Origin of the sequence: Salibacterium aidingense DSM 18341 (assembly GCF_000429685.1) — a bacterium.
GTDB classification, from domain to species: domain Bacteria; phylum Bacillota; class Bacilli; order Bacillales; family Marinococcaceae; genus Salibacterium; species Salibacterium aidingense.
On record NZ_KE386940.1, the window covers coordinates 136113 to 156536 of the forward strand.

Genomic DNA, 20424 nt, shown 5'->3' on the forward strand with positions numbered 1-20424 from the left:
GACTCGTGCTTTTCCCGCAGGAGTCGACCTATTTTGACTCCGCTGAATGGACGTTCTTGTTATATAAACCCTAAGATGTCCGTTTTACCAATTTTTCTTTTGTTTGGCCCAACCTCCCTCTCTATTCAGTCGAGGCCGGCCACGAAGGCTCCTATGGGACGGAGACGAACTGAAGATTCACTTGGTAATGCGATCTTCTTTACCAAGTGAGCTGAAGTCGTCCCCATGGAAAGCGCAGGGACCGGCCGCAGCGATTGTACAGCGGCAGACTCCGTTCCCATTGGGTGTTTTAAGAGGGCAGATGCCGCATGAAAAAATCCGAACGACGCCAAATTCTAATAGAAAATGTAAGATAATCGTTCGGATTTTTATCTGCCCTATATGATTTTGTCCCAGCCCCTTTTTGTACAATATCGACAAGTATAAAATTTCGCCTTTTCAAGGTCCAGTTACATCGTCATCGGCCCGAGGATCTGCAGGATGCAGGTCAATTCAGCGTTGCCCCCGGATGTGGCGGTTTTAGCCGAATGTCCTTAAGACAATCCGCGACTTTCGCGGCAAGTCTCCTCGGCGGGTCTTCAGCCCTTGTCGCCGATAGCAGACGCTTGCGCTTTTCTTATGGTAGGGAGGGAGAGGATACTAAGTGATCGATAGGGTGTTTTAGTGTCTTCCAAAGTGATTTTGTGGACACTATAACTCTATCATCTACGGTTAGTGTCCGCCAGCGGAAAATGGGAACCACTAGCGCCGGCTTTCAGCAGCATAGTAGTCTTAAACATAGACTGAGAGAAACTAAGCAGCTGATTCATGTTCATGGTGTCCCTTTGTAATACTTCCCAGCGAAGATGGGAACTACATACATCAGATTTATTTGACAGTTATTTACCTGGCCCGTTTTGCTGCATTAACAGAAGTGAAATCATCAAATGGGATTTCGGTGATTGTTGCATTTATTATTGCAGCTCAAGCCCCTTTTATTTCTGCTAAATTTTTACCACCGCATTGCAGCATTTCAGGAAAACGCCCTCTTCAGCTTAAATAGTATAGATCCCTACATACAAACCAATTCCAACTGTGAGTAAAAGAAAAGCAGCCATTACCTTTCGATACTCTTGAAATTCATTTATTCCCCAAACTAAAAACATTCCTCCTAAAAGCAAATGTATATAAGGCATTATTCTATGTTCCTTGGTTATAAAACTGTAACTTGATCCAGTCTTCATTCTTTTCTCCATTTTAAATTTTACTGGATGGAGTTTCTGGGTTATATCTTGACCTACTGTCGCCGCAGTATTTATCTTATCTCTCCTAACAGCAGCCACGTCCACGTTTATTTCCAGAGTTATTTCAAGATATATTACATTAATTGGTATTTATGTTCCAATAGCGGTTATTTTAATATATTTGATCTCCCAATATCTCATTTCTTATTTGTTAATCACTGATTATCCTATGTCTCTTACAATAATCACGTATGCAGGTTTAATCATTGTAAGCAGCTTCCTCCTCATTTTTAGGTGGAAAAAGAGAGACAAGTGGATATCTTCTGAATAAGGGTGGAGGTTACCGATTTCCGCCCCTTTCGCCTACTTGACTACTTTTATTTTTCATTCTTTTTATAGCAGAAAATGAAATCGCTTTCATGATATAATAGATTTTAGATGCAATGGGAATTTCCTTTAAGGATGGGCAGCCACTCCCCGTGGAAAGGGGGTGGTGCTATGTCTGATTTTCAGATCATCATGATATTGCTAACGGTATTGCTTATCATGGCATCAGGCAAAAAGTAAAACCCCATCCTTAAATTAGAGCGGCAACTCTAAAAAGGATGGGGTTTTAAATTCCCCGATAAAATTGTTGCCCTCTTTGAAGGACCATTCGCATCTTCAAGAGGCAGGGGCAGTTCATCGCTGTCCCTAGCTTTTATTATGTGTTAACTGTACCATATTATGATGATAACATCAAAACAATAAATCGTAATGCTTTAAACAGAAGGGAAATCATCAAATGGGTTCGGTAATCCAAAATAAAAATTTACAAGTAGTGGGAAGTAAGTTTCCCCCTTGTGACGTAGGTAGAGATTTATTCACCTAAAGTATAAATCCCTACATACAAACCAATTCCAGCTGTGAGTAAAAGACCGGTGCTGATGATTCTAACAAAACATCTTCGAAAGAAAGGGAAAACAAAGAGTCAAATAATCCATCTAACAGCGAAAAAAGTGATACATTATCCAGTTATTCTTCCAGCGAGATCGAATATGCCAGAGTATGGTTACAGCTTGGAGCGAATCCAGACATAGACACATTGTACGTCGAACATATTTCAACTGGTGAACCACTCCATGCTGATGATGAAACGAGCATTGACTATCCAGAAGACGTCATCCAGTTATCAGGCTCCCGCTTAGTAGATGGATCTGTAACGTATAGCAGTAATGGAAATGGCACCATTAATGAATACAATATCCCTAAGCGTTGGGATGGGGAAAACCCTGCTGGTGAGGATGTCTATCAAGCGATTATTGAAATACAAAACAAGTATCTATTGATCCAGGCAACGATGATAAGGTGGCAGCATTGATTAAACTACTTGATATTAGGTAGCAAACAGGCGTAAATCTCGAATAAATTTACACCTGCTGTTGTTTTAAACCGTTATATCACCGAATAGAGCATGGTATGAAAGGGGTGTTCATCATTACAATATCATTAATATTTTTAGGGGTTGTAGGCATCCTTTCACTTTCAGTATTTATTATATCTGCAATCATGACAGGTAGAAAGAATGAGGAAATAAAACGTTCCCTGAACTCTGGTTTTTGTTGGAATAATTAGTTTTTCGCTAGTTTTTTTGGAAATTCTAATACTTTCAGGGATTGGTGAGGTGGTTTAGCAACGTTGGTTTTGCCACCCAACATCAACCTGGTACGCGGAATTTGCCATAAAAAAACTGCCCCTCCAGTTTTTACATTGTGCGTCCAACAATTGGGGTACAGTTCACTATGTTAAAAAGAGCAGTCCTGATAACATTATGAAACAACGGGAACAGGACTGCTCTTAACCATATGGTTAAGTTATAGTAGTGTTTTCAAAAACACTAGAAAGATCATTGCTCCAGTAGTTCTTTCATGTAATACTCTCCGGCCGGGCTCTGCTGCTGCAAAAGCTGGACGGTAAGTTTGACATCATCAAGGGCGCGGTGGCTCTGGTGCTGGGTTAGCTGATGGCGCCGGCAGAGATCAAGCAGTTTTCTCGTCGGGAAGCCGTACCGTTTCCAACTTATGCCCTGTACCGAACAACGCCACTTCATCGCCGCAGCAGCGGGAAAATAGCGTTGCACGAAGCTCCGGTCAAAGGAAGCATTATGCGCAATGACAACATCCGTTTCATGGAACAACCGCTCCAGCCGGGGGAAGTCAATTTGCCTGCCCGCCACGTCTTTGTCACGAATGCCATGAATCCGGGACACCGCCGGCGGGATTGGAAAGCTGGGTTCATGCAGTTGGTCGACTTCTTCTAGAATTCCGGTGATCTCCCCGTTTTGCTGATCCACGCGGCAGAGCATCACCCCGATCTCGACAATTTCATCGCGGGCTCTGGACATTCCGGTAGTCTCCACGTCAAGGACGGCGGCTTTTATCTGTCTTTCCTCAGGAACGGAGGCGGGAAACCAAAGGGAATAACCGGAGGAATCCGGCAGTTTTTTCACCGTGTAGGAATTTGCGGTATACCAGCGGAGGGCGGTTTCATCGCACTCTTTTTGTAACGCGGCCGCGGCCTCGTTTTCGAGGATACCCGGATGGGACCGGATATAAGCATGAAGAGCTTCTTTTGCCTTTTCCATCGCCTCGACCCGGGCAAGAACGGCTTCTTTTCGTTCCGCTGGATAAGCACCCGCCTGATCTGCACGATCTACGACGTCCCGTGCCTCTTGAAAACGATCGCGTGCGGCATAAGCCTGAATCAACGTTTCCCGGCAGAAAATTGAACGGGGCTGCTCTGTGAAATGAGGGAGCACTTCCGGCAGCAGCTCCATTCCCTGTTCACAAAGAGCGATCAACTCGCTGCTGTATCTGCGGTGTTTTTTAATGGTGTTATGAATCGCAGTAAATTCATCTACGTCTCTATTCATGAGCTCATCCTTTAAAAATTTCCTTCACCCGGCCGACGTTTCCATCGGTCAGCCTGACTTTGATCCCGTGAGGATGAGAGGGGGAATTGGTCAAAATATCCTGGATCACCCCTCTTGTCCGTTTCCCGGAACGCTGATCCCGTTTAAGAACAATCGCTACTTCCATTCCCGGTTTCAGAGCTGATCTGCTTTGGCCGTTACCTGACATCTGCGTTCCCCCCGTATCCTGCTTTCCGGTAAAGCCGGTACGCTTCCCGAAACGCTTCAGCTGGTTTATTCAGAGCGGCAATCCGACGGACAATCAAGTCATGGTGTTTGGAAGGAAATAAAAAGAACACCCCGGAAGTCATCGAAAACCCTTCAAATGGCAGGAGTCTGGCATAAATTAAATCTCCGGCGGAGGCATGGACGCTGAAGTGGGTATCGATGATTTCACGCTCTACACCAGTGAGGAGATCTGTTAAACAAACTGTGCCATCCACCTTGCTTCCGCCTTTCACATCAAACAAGGAAGCCTCCGCTTTCAGCATCTGTTCGAGAAAATAGTTCCGGCTTCCTTCTTCCGAATTTTCTTCCTGATAATGATGAATGCCTGCCTTTCCATCGATCCTGTTTTCATAAATCACAGCATCGGTGATCACATCACGGTCAAACACGGCATCTTCTTCAAAGGGAACGCCAAGCCATTCTCCCATGTCGCGCATAATATGAGGTCCGTTTTTCTCCACCAGGTAGGAAAAAATGTCAGTATGGAGCTGGACCCCGGTTTGGCGGAGCTGCTTATATGTTTCGAGATTTTCCTGTTTCACGCGGGCCCGCTCTGGCTCCAGCAGATGGTGCCAGGTTTGTTCTTTCTCTTCAAGTTCTTCTATCCGGCTTCCAAGAAAAAGCTCCGCGAGCGGGTAAAAAGAGGCAAGCATTGTCTCTTCGTTCTGGAAGTGCTCCAGTTTCTCCCATATTTCGTTATCGGAAAGCGAAAGAAAATCCTGCAGAGCCCCGCTGCCAATCGAGGCAGCATCTTCGGCTGTCGGGAAAGCGGATCCTGTTCCCGCTTTTTTCATAGCTTCGAGTTCCCATAAGCTGTGTGCGGCGACATCCCGGAGCATAAGAGGATCCAGCTCTGCATACCGATGAACGCTGAGCAGCACCTGGACAAAATAAAACCGGGACGCTTCCAGGTTCACGGTGTCGAGGATCTGCGCAAGGGTATAAAGGGCTTCCGTATGGTCCGGGGCAAGTTTGACCGCCTGTTCCAGAGCGGCGGCAGCAAGATCAGCCCGATGGCCCTTGTAATACAGAATGCCTAATTTGTACCAGAGAAACGCATTTTCCGGATCCTTGCGCAAATAGTGGAGCAGATGCTCCTCTCCATCTGTGGTCCAGGTTGGTTTGTAATCATCAAAAAGGCGGGACTCTCCATTCACCGGAATCGATGGGTCGTCGGGATTCTCCGCATTTCCGAGCACACCAAGATACACCGATTTTTCCAGTCGCTCGCTCCAATCCCATTCACCGGCTGTGTTACAGTTTTCACAACGAAAATAGAACGGAAACTGGACTTTATCTGCCGCTGTCATTTCTTGTGTAATCAGCTGGGAGGTATCGATTTCCGAATAATCGAGGAGCGGCTGGCCGATGTTGTATTTTGCCCGGTGGCCGCATTGCCGGCAGGTCAGCATATGGCGGTTTCTCCGGAAAAACCGGGGCATGTTTTTTAAATGGGCCGTGACTTCCTGTACATAACGTCCGGGAAGACGGCTGCTCTCCGGGAGAACGACATCCTCCGGCAGGGTATCTTCGGCTAATAACTCATAAAGTGCTGGATTGATAAGAAGCATAATATGTATATCCTTATCCTTTCATACAATTTTTTTCTCTATTGTATCATAGCGGAAGGAAAATCCGTGTGACAATCGAATAAAACAGGGAGTTAAAAAGATAATCGCCCGGCATAAAAAGATAACGGGCTGGGATGATAAGGAAATAGGTTTGCTGCTGATAAACGAGCCCAGGTAAGGAGAAAATCAAGCTGGGTAAAAAAGAAAATGGCAGCTGATCATAGAAAAACCCCGATTTCCCTATCCAGGAAAAATCGGAGCCGGTTCCATTTAACGGGAGGGGTTCATTATGTCAGCGACGATTTCATAGGAATGCAGACGGGCGCTGTGATCATAAATCTGCGCGTTCACCATGATTTCATCGGCCTGTGTGTCATTCAGAAAGGTCTGCAGGTCTGCTTTCACTTTCTCCGGTCCGCCGATTATGGAAGAGCCGAGCTGCCGCTGGAGCGAATATTTTTCATGCTCGGTCCAGATGCTGTCCATGTCTTCCACCGGCGGCTGCAGTTTCATTTCCGTGCTGCGGACAAGATTGAGAAACTGCTGCTTCATGGTCGTACTTAAATATTGGGCTTCCTCGTCGGAATCTGCGGCAATGACATTGGCGCAGACGAGGGCATATGGTTCCTCCAGTTCTTGGGAGGGCTGGAACGATTCGCGGTACAGGTTCATAGCCGGTATGGTATTATCAGGTGAAAAATGGCTGGCGAAGGCAAACGGCAGGCCGAGCTGGCCGGCAAGCTGGGCACTGAAGCCGCTCGAGCCGAGCAGCCAGATCGGCATCGTCAGCCCCTGTCCGGGGACGGCCCGGATCCGCTGTGGTCCGGAAGCAAGCGACGGATCAAAGTACTGACGAAGTTCATGCAGCAGCTGTGGAAAATCGCTGCCGTCGCTTTTACTATTGCGGCGGAGCGCCTGCATCGTCAGCTGGTCGGTGCCGGGGGCGCGTCCGAGACCGAGATCAATCCGATCCGGATACAATGTTTCCAGGGTGCCGAATTGTTCTGCAATCACAAGCGGAGAGTGGTTCGGGAGCATAATGCCGCCTGACCCCACCCGGATCGTTGAGGTGGCGCCGGCTACGTGGCCAATCAGAACAGAGGTAGCAGAACTCCCGATAAACGGCATATTATGATGCTCGGCCAGCCAGTAACGCTCAAAACCCCACTTTTCCACATGACGGGCCAGGTCTACCGTATTCTGATACGAATCAGCGGCAGTGCCCCCTTCTACGATGGGAGATAAATCCAGCGCAGAATAGCGTACATTTTCAAATGTATTGGTCATATCTATTCAACTTCCTTCTATATTAAAAATAAACCGATTTTATTTTATCAATTTTCTTTAGGGTTCCAAAATAATTTGATTGTAAGGAATGGCTGAGCACATACACCGGGTGTCAAATAACTACCTGTCATTTCAGCCGGAGAATTCATAGTTTCGGGCAGAGGAATAAGGGAAAGAGAAAGAAAAAGGGAAAAGCGGGGGAAGAAAAATGGCAGATAAAACACAAACCAGGCAGGTTGATGCGATGGGGCGCGTCGTCATTCCAAAACATCTGCGGGAGCAGTTAGCTTTAGTGGATGAGCCACTTCTGTTAAAACATCAAAAAAATAATCGGGCGGTGCTGGTAACTAAAGTAACTTCCAGGGACGTACCAGAGGAGCATAAGGTTCTTGATGAGCAGGGACGTCTTCTTATTCCAGCCGAGCTGCGCCATCAATATAACTGGCAGCAGGGGGAAAAAATTCAGGTAGAACTTGATCAGGATACCATCCGGCTCCAGGGGCTGCATACGAGATGCAGCATTTGTGGGGCCAGAGAATCCCTGTTAAAAATTAAAGACGGATTTCTCTGTGAGCCCTGTCTTACCACCGGTAATGAGAAAATCGCGGAGCGCTGGCGCCTTGTTTTGGATGAACTACAAAACGAATACATCGAATACTGCCAAAAGGCGGTGTCTTTCACCGATAGGGAAGATCTTCATCAAGCGCGGGTAAAAGGACGCCGGCTGCAGATGCTGCTGCTGTTTTTAGGAATGAAAAAAGACCATAAACTGCTGGAAAAAATCCAGAAAGCTCATCGGCACCTGGGCAAAGTAAGGGAAAGAGATGTGCTTATTGAAGCTTTCGCGAAAAGAGCAGCAAACGAAGAGAAGGAGACGCATGCTGCCGTATTCCATCAAGTGAAAGAAATAGTAGATGAAAAGCGGCGGAAAGAACAGAGAAAACTGGAAAAAAACCTGCCGCAGATCATCAATGAAAAATTTGAACGCCGCTGGGACGCCTTTATTTCTAAAGAACTGTACCGTTTAGTGATGCCGCTTGAGATAGAAAATAGAATAGCAGAGTATGAACAGACATTCACCGAGGCCGTGACTTCGTACGAGGAAGCAGCAGCAGAAGAAGGAAAAACCTCCAAGCCGGCTTTGAAAGCTCTTCATGAGGTTCGCATTCAAGCGAAACAGCTCCGCTACATCTATCTTTACGTAAGTAAGATTCACAGTACGGTTTACGAGTCCCGTGCTGAAAGATATAAACAGTATCAACGCCAATTCGGAGATATTAATGATATCCGGGACTGGCTAAGCAAACTGAAAGACAGCCGCAAGAAAATCGAAGCTCCGGCAGAAGAAATAAAGGAAGTAAAAGATAAGCTGAGAGCAGAACTCGAGCAGTCCGTCTCTTATATAAAGTGGTAATGTTTACATTTCGTTTCCTGCGGCATAGTGTTTTTTATACACGATGACACTGAGACCGATACTGCATTCGTAAAGAAACAGCAAAGGAACGATCACGAGCACATCCGACATAAAATCAGGCGGGGTGATCAAAACAGAAAGGACAATCAGGCCAAAATAAGAATATTTTCGTTTCTTCATTAGCTGGTTAGGCTGCAGAATGCCAAGCCGGGTCAAAAACATAATAATGGCAGGCATTTCAAATAAAAAACCAAATGGCAGTGTCAGGTTCATCATAAAGGAAAAGTACTTCTGCACCGTAAAAAACGTTTCAAATTGACTGCCGGCCAGGCTTTCCAAAAACGATAGGACAAGAGGAAACAAAACGAAGTAGCCGAACGCCAGCCCTGCCAAAAACAAAAAGAACAGTCCCGGAATATAGGAAAGGGAAGCTTTCTGCTCCCTGGCAGTCATCCCGGGGCTGACAAATTTCCAGACTTGCAGCGCTGCAATTGGCAGAGTAACAGCCACTCCCACCACCCCTGCCATCATCATATAGGCCCAAAGAATATCACCAGGTCCGAGCAGTGCCAGCTTACCATCTACATCCTGAAGAAGAAACTGATAAATATTCGGTACAAAGAAGAAGGAGACTCCAAACGCGAACAAAAAGGAGAAAAAAGTGATCAAAATTCTTTTTCGAAGTTCGCGCAGATGCTCCGTTACATTCAAATCTTCCATTAATCAGCTTACCCCCTTACTATACATAGAAGCAGGCAGGCTTTTTTCAGGCCTGCCCGTTTTCTTATTTCTTAACTTCCGGTTTTATCCTCGTTTTTTTCCAGCGGATGAATGTTCGTTTGATTCTGATCATTTGTATCATCGCTGTTCATCAAATCATTGGCTGATTTTTTAAACTCTTTCAGTGTGCTCCCAAAAGCACGGCCGATTTCCGGAAGCTTTGACGGCCCGAAAATGATGAGAGCAATAACGAGGATGAGGATCAACCCGGGAATTCCAATGTTGTACGGCATTATTTCGTCCTCCTTTACAAAATCGGCATGCCGTGCCGGTGAAAGGCAGCAGCTTCGAGACTGGTCAGACCTTTGCGTTCGGCAAAAGCAGAAAGTTTATCGGGGATCTGCGGAGCATAGGAAGCCGGCGGCGGGGCATGTCCCATCTGCCGCTGGCGTGCCGCATTTCTTCGTGCAAACGGCCCCCAGACGGCAAACGTAATGCCTGGACTTTGAATATTGACAAAAAAGGTTCTGCCATCGGAGGAAAAAGTGGGTCCGGCCAGCTCGGAATCATTTAAGCGGTTTTCGGCAAACGTGTAGACCTCTCCTTCCGGAGTCATGCCGATAATACGGTCTACGCCGCCGCCGTCTTCGGCTATCCATAAATCGCCCCAGGGCGTAATACAGATATTATCGGGCATTTCAAGATCATTTTGGCTGGTAGATTCGTAGAAAAGCTCTAAGGTATTGGTGGCTGGAATATAACGGTAGACCCGGCCAAGATTTTTATCACCGGCGGAGGTGTCATCAAACCAGAATACCCCTCCGGCAAAGTAAGCTCCTTCCAGACGGGAAAACTGGATACAGTCTTTTTTTATCGCATCATCCGATGGTTTTTCAGGATCGACCTCTTTCCAGACAATGCTGAATTCCTGCCCGTCATCAAAATCAGAGGCCATGGAAGAAGGTTTCTCCTCCAGAGCTGCCGCCTGCAGTGTGCCGCCTTCCTGCAGTGCCCCGGGTTTTTGTTCTCGATTATTCGGAAGAAATCGGAAGAAAAAGCTCGGCCCCTGGTCTTCTGTTAAATAAACAATCCCGGTTTCGGGATCAATCCCCGTGGCTTCATGGGAGAACGTTCCCATATCACGGATGGGTGTTTTGGAAAGGGAGCCCTCCGGATCCGTTGGATCAATTTCAAACACATACCCGTGTCCGCGGTTTAATGTTTCCTCACAGGTCAGCCAGGTTCCCCAAGGAGTAGGCCCGCCTGCGCAGTTGCGGATATTTCCAGAAGACGTGATATATTCCGCTGTGGTTTTGCGGTGGGGGCCAACGACCAGAGCTGTCGTACCGCCGGTGGCTTCTTTATTGTATGGGTTTTTTCCTTCCACCGGATAGTCATGATTGCCGCTTAATTCATGGTTCCGCACGAGAATCGTAGAATGATGCCTGCCGGGAAAAGCCGCCATTCCATCAAACATGGCCGGGATAGGACGACCGTCCGCCAGTTTATCTCCTTCTTCTGAAATAATCCGGTATTGAAAGCCTTTGGGAAGATCAAGGACGCCGCCTGGATCTTTCTGCAGAGGACCGAATCCGAAAAAAGGATTTTTATTGGGGCCTGCAGCCATGGCAGAAGAGCCTGTCCCCAGGGAACCTAGGCCGGCAGAAGCCATGGTTAAGGCAACGGCGCTCATACTCCCGGCCTTTAAAAAATCACGACGGTTCATGTGCTTCTCCACGTTAATTCCTCCTTTTCATAGTAAAAGTGGAAGCTTACCCGAGAAGTAAGCTCTATCATTAATCTAGCAAACTAGTTTTGATAAACCATGTAGTTTCTGTAAAAATAGGTAGAGAAGTCATTTTAGACCAAAAGCCTCAACATACAGGGAAGGATGCAGAAAACCAAAGATGATAATCTAAACCAATAGAGATAGAACGAACCTAGAAATCGAAGCATGGAATAAGAACATTCTGCATCTTGGGAAGGATAGAAGAACTTCGGTTGGTTAAGATTGTAAAGGGAAAGTGAAAAGGAGATAACAGCCTTGAAACGAAGCACATAGAGAAAACGTACAAATAGATAAGGGGGGAACAATATGTCTCATCCAGCCATATATTTGCAAAATGTAACGAAACAATTTGGGTCATTTACAGCTGTGTCTGATATCAACATTGAGGTCACCACAGGGGAATTGTTCGGATTCCTGGGGCCGAATGGAGCAGGAAAAACGACAGCAATCAAAATGATGACAGGACTGCTGGAACCTTCGGAAGGTACTGTGGAAATCGCAGGGACCGACATCTGGAAAAAACCCCTGAAAGCGAAGCGGAAGATTGCGTATGTTCCGGACCAGCCGGAGCTTTATGACAAGTTAACCGGCTGGGAATACATACAATTTATCGCTTCTGTCTTTCGGATCCCCGCAGACCGTGCCAAACAAAAAGCAGACCGGCTGCTGGAACTGTTTTCGCTGCAACACCGGGCCCATGAGTTAATAGAAGGCTATTCCCACGGAATGAAACAAAAAATGGCTCTGACTGGAGCGCTGCTGCATGATCCGGATGTGTTGTTTCTGGATGAACCAACCGTAGGCCTTGACCCGAGCAGTGCCCGGACGTTAAAGGATTTACTGCTTCAGCTGTGCCGCGAAGGAACGACGGTATTTGTTTCGACACACATTTTGGAAATCGCCGAGCAGATGTGTGATCGGATCGGAATTATCCGGAATGGAGAAATCATCGCCCTTGGCACCATGGAAGAGCTCCGCCAAAGTCAAACCGCTGACGGCGCAAGCCTGGAAGATATTTTTCTCGATCTGACCGGAGATGAAGAGCAGCAGGATCTCATACGGGAACTTTCGGAGGAAAGGCCGGAATCCCCATGATCCGTGTTTTATTAAACGTCCAATGGAAAATAGCAAAACATACGATGGAAACCAACCGCGCGCAAACGAATGCGGGTTATGCGATCGCAGGACTGGTGCTGTTTGGCGTACTGCTTTTAATGATGAATATGATCACCTCCCTTCCGGAAACCTATGCGGTGGAATGGCTGCGCTTATTATTCTCTTATGTGTTTCTGATGATGATGGGATTCTTACTGCTGATGGGGATTCCCCAGGTGTTTAAGCACTTATATGCTGCCAATGATTTATCCCTGCTGTTTACGCTTCCAATCAAGGCCCGCCATATTTACTGGGTAAAATATATGCAGAGTTTTATAGGAGTGCCGGCCATTTTATTTATTTTTACGTTCTTTCTGGGGATTCCCTACGGGGCTCGTGTTGGGGCTCACTGGTTTTATTATCCGGCGCTTCCATTGATTTTAATTTCGTTTCTTGCGCTGGGGCTTGCGTTAGCGTATTTCATCAATATGGGCCTTGTCCATATTATCCCGGCAAAAAGAGCAAATGAATTGATGACAGCAATGAGTGCAGTTTCCGGTTTACTGGTATACGGGATTTTTCAAATTCCCAACTTTTTCATGGATGAGGAGGACTTTACTAATCTGCAGTCCGGAATCGTGCCGGAGATGCCGGGATGGCTTCCAATGAGCTGGGGAGCGTCCGCATTAACAAAAGCGATGGAAGGGGACGGCTCTTTTCTGTTCCCCTTGCTGCTGTTATTCGCAGCCGCGGTTGGGTTGTCTTTTCTTGCCTCCATTCTGGTTGAAAAAGGATTCCGTACCGGCTGGATTCAGCTGAACGAAGGAAAGAACAAGAAAAAGAAAGCAGCGGCAGCAAAAACCATGACAAAGGTCCGCCATGTGGTAACAGAAATCGGATGGAAAGAATGGAGGTATATGAAACGGGATGTGCGGGAATGGCTGATTTTCATGCCGTTTGTCTTCTTTTTTATCTTTGTCGGGGCGGGTTACTTTACCAGCGGAGCAGAGGCAGCCGGCATAAGAGAATGGGACCCTTTATTAACGTGGACTGTTGTGCAGGCGGTCGTATTCCTTATGTTCGCTTTCTTCAACGGCAGCATCGCTGCATCCTTTGTGGCAAGAGAAACAGTCTCAAACTCGATCCTGCCGGCCCTTCCTATTACCGGAAAACAGATCGTACTCGGGAAATTATGGATCAGCTGGCTTCTTCCATGGATTCTGGTATCGATGATAGAAACAGCAGCCGGGATTTTTCTTGGCTGGGCTTTTTGGCAGTTTGCTGCGTCTTTGCTAATGAATGGTCTGGTCAGCGTTGGGATTAGTGCCATGGGAATTTGGATTGGCATCATTGGGGGAAAATATAACCCGGCTAATCCACAAAATCGAATTCAATTTGCTCCTTCCCTCCTGCTGCTGGTAATGTCCTATGTTTACGTATTTGCTGTGATCGCTCCCTTTTTTATCCTGGCTGTTCCTGCTTCCTATACGGACTTTTTCCATACCCTCAGCAGGGCGATGCCAGGATTTATAGGCGGGACAGCCGGGGCAGGAGCGCGTCTGCTTGAATGGAAAATGATAAATACCATAGCAATGACAACTGGAAGCATTATAATCTTTTTCCTGTTAACGGCGGGGTGTACCTTATGGTTTATCCAGTTGGCCGCGAAGAAAATGCTGAAGGAAAAAGGATAGAGGCAGCACAAAGACAAAAAACGGGCAGAATTCCTCTCTCTGCCTTGTTTTTCGATCCAAGCGAAAAGACAGGCGACTTCACCAGGAGGAGCTAAGTTTGGAAAAAAGCTCAATCGTTGATGAAGTGAGGGAGATTGGAGGACAGCCCAACGGAGTTACTTTTTGCTAGCGGGGTTCATGGGAGGATTGGAAGACAGTAGCTGTCTCCTGTTTTCTGTTCGTGTCCTCCAAGAGCATTTAAAGAACACTGCTTCTCCTTTTTTTCCTGCTAATGGGTTTAACAGCTGTTTTGGAGGCTACTATGAACGTAAACCTATGAGCTGGTGGTCTCCAGGGGTCTCCCTTAGATTAGAGAGCACTATAGAAAGGTTGATCGACGGACCGTGAGAGGGGATAGCTGTGTCGACGGCCTTTAAAACGGCCGTGACTCCGCCTGCAGCGGACGCACGGCCAAACAGGCCAAGTGAGTGGTTTTTCTTATTTAGGAATCACTGGGTGTCCATCATCAGGCGGTTGTTGGAAGGCAGCACGTGCGTGGCAAGGTATAAATGAAAATAATATTCACACACAGCCAGGACGGCAGCAGCGATGGCGGAAGCAGCAGCCAACGGCACTCCGGGATCCACTAGGAAAGAACCTGCTCCCCATAGTAAAAGAAAAGCAAGTACAAAATCAGCAATGGCAGCAGGCAGATTTAAGATGCGGGGTAGAATAAATAAGTCTCCGGGATAAGATACGGCACCTACAACAAGGGTTAATAGAAGGACAGTTAAGAAAGAAACGCCATATCCGATGCCCAGGATAAGAAACAGGACAACAAGTGTCGTTACGCCTTTTAAAAGCAGGGCTTTGGTGTGTTCCATACAAATGCCTCCTTTGGCACTGGTCTTCGATGTTTCTATATTGTCCTTTTTCCGTATCCTGTATTCGTTAAACAATCGAATATGGTAAACGTTACCGTGCTGCCTGCTTCATCATTTTTTTTAGAACATTGGCAGAGTAAGTGAATTGTTCTTGTTCCCGGGGATTGAGCTCAATTTCAATAATCTCCCGGACTCCGCCCCGGCCGAGGACAGCCGGTACGCCGATATACATATCATGCTGGCCGTATTCTCCGTCCAGATAGGCGGACACGGTCATCACGGACTGTTCGTCGTTCAAGATAGCTTTTGTTATCCGCAGGAGCGACATTCCGATACCGAAATGGGTAGCCCCTTTCCGCTGTATGATGTGGTAAGCCGCATCGCGGACATTTTCAAAAATAGTGTCCAAAGGCTTATTTTCATCCACTGCTTTTTCTTCTAAAAGGGTTTTGATGTTCTGCATTCCAACGGTGGCATGACTCCATACCGGTAGTTCCGTATCCCCGTGCTCACCGATGACCGCAGCGTGAATATTCCTTGCATCCACATCAAAGTAATCACCGAGTATGTACCGCAGACGTGCAGAATCAAGAACGGTTCCTGAGCCGATGACTCTTTCCCGGGACAGGCCCGAAGCCTTCCAAGTGACATACGTCAGGAGGTCCACAGGATTGGTGGCGACAAGAAAAATACCATCGAAGCCGTTTTCCATGACCTGCCTTACAATCTGTTCAAATATCTCTGTATTTTTTGTAAGAAGGTCCAGCCGTGTTTCTCCTGGTTTTTGGGCAAGACCGGCCGTCATTACAATCAGATCCGCTTCTCTGCAATCCGTGAAATCCCCGCTCCATATGCTCACTGGCGCAGGAGCGAAAGGGACCCCATGGTTTAGATCCATCGCTTCTCCCGCCGCCTTCTCTTGATGGACATCTATCAGCACAATCTCACCGGCCGTCCCGTGGTGGAGCAGGGAATAGGCGTAGCTGCAGCCCACAGCTCCTGCTCCTATGATAACGACACGCTGTACATTATTGTGTTTCATCGTTCATACCTCCTTGTATAACATGTGAATCATTTCACAATTATAGTTTAACATAAATATTGTGAATGTTTTCACGTAAAAATGTGAAAAAAGTGTGAAATAGTTTAAAAAAGTTTATTAATGCGGAAATATAGGTAAAATAATAGGTAAGGAAAAAGGGGATTCAAGAAGAAGCAGCTGTTAAGGGGGATCAAGCGTCCTTTAAAATTCAGGAATAACATTTGCAGGAAAGGAGCATCTCTATGTCGTTGCGGGATGATATTCACGCTTTGATCGACAGTCTGCCGGAAGAAAGCCTGATGGAAGTATACAATAATTTATGGGAATACCGGGAAGAAGAAGAAAAAGAGCTGCTTGAAGAAGCGAAAAAAGAAGTTCAGGCGGAACGCCAGCAGAACAGCGTGTAGAAAGGGGAAAAAGAAAAGCACGTTTATGACATTCACCTTTTCCAATGATATGATTAAAATAGAGAAGTGAAAATTGTGGAAAAATGCGAAAAGGTGTGATGCATGATGTTAAGTGATAAGCTGAAAAACGGTTTAATCGAACAGTTGAATTACGAGTTTTATTCGGCACACGCCTATATGGCGGCGGCAGCCTACTGCTCAGCGGAAAGCCTGGACGGGTTTGCGAATTTCTTCCTCGTACAGGCCGAAGAAGAACGGTTTCATGGAATGAAATTTTATCATTTTCTGAATGATATGGGCGAGCGCGTTTACGTGCACGGTTTTGACAGCCCGAACAATGAATTTTCCTCTGTACTGAATACATTTGAAAAAGGCCTGGAACAGGAAAAAGATGTGACACAGCGGATATACAAGCTTGCGGACATGGCTTTGGATGAACGGGAGCATGCGACCATGACGTTTTTAAATTGGTTTATTGAAGAGCAGATTGAAGAAGAATCCCTGTTTGATGACCTGATTCAAAAGCTGAAGCGGATTGACAGTGACAGCAATGCCTTTTTCATGCTGGAAGAAGAACTCGGCAAGCGCAAATTCAATGTATCTGAATAAATAAAATACAAGGCGGAGCCCGGTTTAATTCGGTCTCCGTTTTTCTATGCCATGGGACACTCTTGGCCGGACCATTTTTCATATCGTACCGGATCCTTTTCTTATTGTATAATTAAAGATAAAAAAACAAAAGGAGCAGTTAAGATAGTATGGCAGATATCAATTATGAAATCACCGCTCATCTAGGCGTATTATCAGAATCGCCAAAAGGCTGGACGAAAGAGCTGAATCTAGTCAGCTGGAATGGCCGGGACCCGAAGTATGATATAAGGGACTGGGCTCCCGGGAAAGAAAAAATGGGAAAAGGGATTACGCTAACCAAAGAAGAAGCTGTGGAACTTCAAACATTGCTCCACTCGCTGGATTAATAAACCGGACCAGTGCACGGCATCTGGTCCGGTTTATTAAATGTGAATGTTTTTCGATTAATGTTCCTCTAGGTGATACAACGGGACGGTTAATTCCTGGTCGGGGTCATCCAGGGAATAGATTCTCGCTGTATTGCTCTCCTCATACACATGTTGAATATAGATGGGGGTCCCATCATACGTTACATCTGCCATAACCGGTGATTCTGAAATTTCCTGAGCTCGTAATACGTCCACTTTATCCCCTCCAGTGTCTTTGTTCTTATTGTGGAGAAAAGGCCTTTTCTTATACTTTTTTCAACAACTTTCTGTATACACTCACAATTTTTTAACTTTTTTGTGTTTCCTTCCTCAAGTATTGCCGCTTCGTTACGATATAATAAGTAAGGAGAGAGGAAACGGGAGAGGATAACGATGCTTTTTAACCTTTTTTTTCATAAAAAGCAGAATCGGGATAAAATAGAGGCTTTTAAAAACGTGGGCGAAGTACCGGCAGAGGAGCTGAATGACCGGCTGGACAAGCAGTTTGAACAGCTGCCTGGAGAGTTGAAATGCATCAGGAACATTTTATTGAAAAATCCGGAGGCTTCTGCTGGTTATTCCTTTATGGATGGTATCGTTATTTCTCCCTATTGCATATTTTTAATTACTCACCGCTGCGAGGAAGGAACCATAGACGGGCGCCTGTCAGAGAATACGTGGTTTCTTAATGAGCGGGAAGAGATAGAAAATCCATTTATATCAATGAAGGAACGTATAAAAGCTTTAAAACCTTTAGTGGACACAAGGTACCATAATTCCTTTATCTCTATGGTTTCCTTTAAGGAAAACTGTACATTTAAAATAGATCCGGGACTCTGCAAAATGGTTTCCAATGAATTAGTAGTACATGAACAAAATCTCGCAGAGTACATTCATAGAAAATTATTTGTAGCAAGGTTTCAGCATACAGCGCCCTTAATTACGGAAACAGTCATGGAGTCCATGTATCAAACCATTTCCTCCAATCAGATCCGCCCGGTCAAGGGAAAAGAAAAGCATAGAAAGCCAGCCAAAAAACATTAGTTACATCGTAAGTGGCTGGGACCTGGGCGGGTGCCCCTGGTTAAGTTTTTTCTTCGTTCTCGTAAACATGATACCCAAGTTCCGTCATACAATATAGGGAGGATGTATTATTAGACAGGAGGAGAGGGTCTCATCAAAATATTGTGGATTGGGTATGACACCTCCCGGTTTGTTGATAATAATTTTTCTTTATTGGAAAAAGAACTTGCAGCCGTGCACGACTTGTATATTTGGAGGAAACCCGGCCATATCCACTATATCCTGAACCAGCTTCCCGAATGGCCGGATTTTATATTGCTATTAAACGACATCGGTCAAAGACTGCATCCGCGGGTGAAAGGGCTATCCACTATTAACATCCCGGCCGGTTTGTTTGTAAATGACGTCCACCGCCTGTCCAAAATAAGAGATAACTATATTAGAAAGAACAACATTCAATATATATTTTCAATGGTCCGGGACACGTTTCTATCGATCTATCCGGCCCATAAACATAAGATGATATGGTTACCTCATTTCATTGATCCGTCTCTGTTTAACGATTATCCGCAGGAAAAGAATATCGATCTCTTAATGATGGGAGCCGTTGATGATCATTATCCGCTCCGCCGGAAAATATGCGAGACGTATAAACATGACCATCGATTTGTGTACCATCCGCACCCGGGCTATCATACCCTTCCCGCAGAAGGCGACAAAGAGTATCTGATAGGTGGAAGGTATGCCAAAGAATTGAGCAAAGCAAAGCTGTTTTTTACCTGCCCCTCTATCTATTATTATCCTGTCAAAAAGTATTTTGAAGCACTGGCCTGCCGTACTCTGCTGCTGGCGCCGACATTTCCTGAATTAGAAGATCTTGGATTTATCCCAGGTCATCATTTTGTGGCGGTGGATGAAACGGATTTTAAAGAGAAGGCGGACTATTATCTGCAGCATCAAACCGAAAGAGAAAAAATAAGTGCACAGGGGTACGATTTTGTTCATCAATTTCATTCGAAGCGTGTGAGAGTGAAACAGCTGGAGACCCAGATTAATCGCATCCTTCAGCAGTAATAATTTGCTAGAACTTAAATTGTCCTTTTAGATAACTCTTCCATCTCGTCATAATTTCTTGGAGCCCCGTAGCTCTTTCAATAGAATAAAGAGCCGCCAGCAGATGCAGATGGGTGATGTGATATCCCCACGTAACAACATTTGGTATTCCGTGTCCTGTGGTATAATGCGTTAAATCGTATGCGGAACGGTGCCCCAAATCATACAGGGGAAGCATTCTTTTTAATGTAGTCATGCCTTGATTATATAAGAACAGAGGATCATCATTGTTTGTCATCCGGTATAAATCATACAGACCAAGCAGGGAAAACATAAACCCATTGAGAATAAAACTTGGTGGTTCAGTTGGACATTCTTCATAAAACGGAAACTTGTCTTCGAATTTAGCCAGGACACCGTTTTGGTGCACTGGAGTTTGGAACAGGGGTAAAGCTTTTATCGCAGACACCGTGTATTTTTTATTCTGCGTCAAATAAGAGGCTCTGGATAGCAGGGAAAAAGCCATTCCCAGGCCAATGGCTGAATACCAGGGAGCTTTAAGTTTTTGCACTCTTTCGGGATAAAAATCGTGATCAAATTGGTACGTCCACCCGCCCCGATTATCCTGGGCCAGTAAGAACCATTCGGACGCTGCCAGAAATTTTTGTTTATTTTCTGCCTGATTATTTTTTAAAAACAGGCTGTAGTGCTGTAAACCGTAATGGGCAATTGTAGAAGGGTTATAAAATTCTCCAGAAGGATAAACCGTTTTGGGAATGCCATTCTTGTCAAATACTACATTCCAGTTTTCCACTCGGTTTTTGTCATAGTGCAAATAATTGCCTCCCGGATGGTAATTGGTTATCTCAAGAGCGTCAGCATGAGTGGGACTGATCTTAAATACTTTATTTTCCGATGTCCACTTGGCCGCCGAATGATAAACATTTTCTAACAGACGATAAGGAACATATATTTCGTTATCTATTTGTTTTCCCGTGTCCTTTCCTAGTTCATGTAAGATGATAGTAATGTCCCGATACATATCGTTTTCCCTTCTTTCTTCCTAT

At 45.7% G+C, this 20424-nt stretch carries 21 protein-coding genes; 9 read left to right on the forward strand and 12 right to left on the reverse strand.

Annotated features, from left to right (window positions below):
• Positions 1-1034 precede the first annotated feature (1034 nt).
• Positions 1035-1328, reverse strand: coding sequence for a YczI family protein (locus G475_RS0122740; protein WP_026703210.1), 294 nt, complete (start codon positions 1326-1328; stop codon positions 1035-1037).
• 979 nt (positions 1329-2307) lie between these two features.
• Between G475_RS0122740 and G475_RS27470 the strand changes: the two genes are divergently transcribed.
• Positions 2308-2583 carry a hypothetical protein gene (locus G475_RS27470; protein ID WP_026703211.1) on the forward strand — a complete coding sequence of 92 codons (276 nt, stop codon included), beginning with the start codon at positions 2308-2310 and terminating at the stop codon, positions 2581-2583.
• A gap of 525 nt (positions 2584-3108) precedes the next feature.
• On the opposite strand, the gene G475_RS26610 is transcribed toward G475_RS27470, so the two are convergent.
• From G475_RS26610 to G475_RS0122765, 4 genes are all read right to left on the reverse strand, one after another.
• Positions 3109-4134, reverse strand: a complete 1026-nt coding sequence (locus tag G475_RS26610; RefSeq protein ID WP_051302842.1) for an exonuclease domain-containing protein — start codon at positions 4132-4134, stop codon at positions 3109-3111.
• A gap of 4 nt (positions 4135-4138) precedes the next feature.
• Positions 4139-4342 carry a YwbE family protein gene (locus G475_RS0122755; RefSeq protein ID WP_026703212.1) on the reverse strand — a complete coding sequence of 68 codons (204 nt, stop codon included), beginning with the start codon at positions 4340-4342 and terminating at the stop codon, positions 4139-4141.
• Positions 4332-5972 (reverse strand): hypothetical protein, encoded by a 1641-nt coding sequence (locus G475_RS0122760; RefSeq protein ID WP_026703213.1) that lies wholly within the window; start codon positions 5970-5972, stop codon positions 4332-4334. Before G475_RS0122760 ends, G475_RS0122755 begins: the two co-directional genes overlap by 11 nt.
• A 270-nt stretch (positions 5973-6242) precedes the next feature.
• The gene (locus tag G475_RS0122765) at positions 6243-7259 is read right to left on the reverse strand and encodes an LLM class flavin-dependent oxidoreductase (RefSeq protein WP_026703214.1); all 1017 of its coding nucleotides are present in this window, start codon (positions 7257-7259) and stop codon (positions 6243-6245) included.
• Between the two features lie 208 nt (positions 7260-7467).
• On the opposite strand from G475_RS0122765, the gene G475_RS0122770 reads away from it, so the two are divergent.
• Positions 7468-8673 carry a CHAD domain-containing protein gene (locus tag G475_RS0122770; protein WP_026703215.1) on the forward strand — a complete coding sequence of 402 codons (1206 nt, stop codon included), beginning with the start codon at positions 7468-7470 and terminating at the stop codon, positions 8671-8673.
• Positions 8674-8676: 3 nt separating this feature from the next.
• Here the strand turns inward: G475_RS0122770 and tatC are convergent, their stop codons facing one another.
• From tatC to G475_RS0122785, 3 genes are all read right to left on the reverse strand, one after another.
• Positions 8677-9393: a twin-arginine translocase subunit TatC gene (tatC, locus tag G475_RS0122775; RefSeq protein WP_026703216.1), complete on the reverse strand. Its 717-nt coding sequence runs from the start codon at positions 9391-9393 to the stop codon at positions 8677-8679.
• Between the two features lie 71 nt (positions 9394-9464).
• Complete coding sequence (gene tatA / locus G475_RS0122780; RefSeq protein WP_026703217.1) at positions 9465-9686, reverse strand: twin-arginine translocase TatA/TatE family subunit; 222 nt, start codon at positions 9684-9686, stop codon at positions 9465-9467.
• Between the two features lie 14 nt (positions 9687-9700).
• The gene (locus G475_RS0122785) at positions 9701-11131 is read right to left on the reverse strand and encodes an alkaline phosphatase PhoX (RefSeq protein ID WP_026703218.1); all 1431 of its coding nucleotides are present in this window, start codon (positions 11129-11131) and stop codon (positions 9701-9703) included.
• Positions 11132-11488: 357 nt separating this feature from the next.
• Here G475_RS0122785 and G475_RS0122790 point away from each other — a divergent pair, with 357 nt between their 5' ends.
• Entirely contained in the window at positions 11489-12277 is a 789-nt protein-coding gene (locus tag G475_RS0122790) for an ABC transporter ATP-binding protein (RefSeq protein ID WP_026703219.1), read from the forward strand.
• A complete protein-coding gene (locus tag G475_RS0122795) occupies positions 12274-13971 on the forward strand; it encodes a putative ABC transporter permease subunit (RefSeq protein WP_026703220.1) in 1698 nt (565 codons plus the stop codon). The genes G475_RS0122790 and G475_RS0122795 overlap by 4 nt, the downstream gene beginning before the upstream one ends.
• Before the next feature lie 488 nt (positions 13972-14459).
• On the opposite strand, the gene G475_RS0122800 is transcribed toward G475_RS0122795, so the two are convergent.
• Together G475_RS0122800 and G475_RS0122805 are read right to left on the reverse strand one after the other, a co-directional pair.
• Positions 14460-14834 carry a DUF2512 family protein gene (locus G475_RS0122800; protein ID WP_026703221.1) on the reverse strand — a complete coding sequence of 125 codons (375 nt, stop codon included), beginning with the start codon at positions 14832-14834 and terminating at the stop codon, positions 14460-14462.
• Between the two features lie 91 nt (positions 14835-14925).
• Entirely contained in the window at positions 14926-15876 is a 951-nt protein-coding gene (locus G475_RS0122805; protein ID WP_026703222.1) for an L-lactate dehydrogenase, read from the reverse strand.
• Between the two features lie 242 nt (positions 15877-16118).
• Here G475_RS0122805 and G475_RS27475 point away from each other — a divergent pair, with 242 nt between their 5' ends.
• From G475_RS27475 to G475_RS0122820, 3 genes are all read left to right on the forward strand, one after another.
• Positions 16119-16283, forward strand: a complete 165-nt coding sequence (locus tag G475_RS27475) for a hypothetical protein (protein ID WP_156911872.1) — start codon at positions 16119-16121, stop codon at positions 16281-16283.
• 105 nt (positions 16284-16388) lie between these two features.
• Entirely contained in the window at positions 16389-16892 is a 504-nt protein-coding gene (locus G475_RS0122815) for a ferritin (RefSeq protein ID WP_026703223.1), read from the forward strand.
• Between the two features lie 149 nt (positions 16893-17041).
• A complete protein-coding gene (locus G475_RS0122820) occupies positions 17042-17260 on the forward strand; it encodes a YdbC family protein (RefSeq protein WP_026703224.1) in 219 nt (72 codons plus the stop codon).
• 57 nt (positions 17261-17317) lie between these two features.
• Here the strand turns inward: G475_RS0122820 and G475_RS0122825 are convergent, their stop codons facing one another.
• The gene (locus G475_RS0122825; protein WP_026703225.1) at positions 17318-17497 is read right to left on the reverse strand and encodes an H-type small acid-soluble spore protein; all 180 of its coding nucleotides are present in this window, start codon (positions 17495-17497) and stop codon (positions 17318-17320) included.
• A 177-nt stretch (positions 17498-17674) separates the two neighbouring features.
• Between G475_RS0122825 and G475_RS0122830 the strand changes: the two genes are divergently transcribed.
• A complete protein-coding gene (locus G475_RS0122830; protein WP_026703226.1) occupies positions 17675-18325 on the forward strand; it encodes a nuclease-related domain-containing protein in 651 nt (216 codons plus the stop codon).
• 141 nt (positions 18326-18466) lie between these two features.
• On the forward strand, positions 18467-19378 hold the full coding sequence (locus tag G475_RS0122835; RefSeq protein WP_233275835.1) for a glycosyltransferase: 912 nt from the start codon (positions 18467-18469) through the stop codon (positions 19376-19378).
• A 7-nt stretch (positions 19379-19385) separates the two neighbouring features.
• Here the strand turns inward: G475_RS0122835 and G475_RS0122840 are convergent, their stop codons facing one another.
• A complete protein-coding gene (locus G475_RS0122840; RefSeq protein ID WP_026703228.1) occupies positions 19386-20399 on the reverse strand; it encodes a D-glucuronyl C5-epimerase family protein in 1014 nt (337 codons plus the stop codon).
• Positions 20400-20424 lie beyond the last annotated feature (25 nt).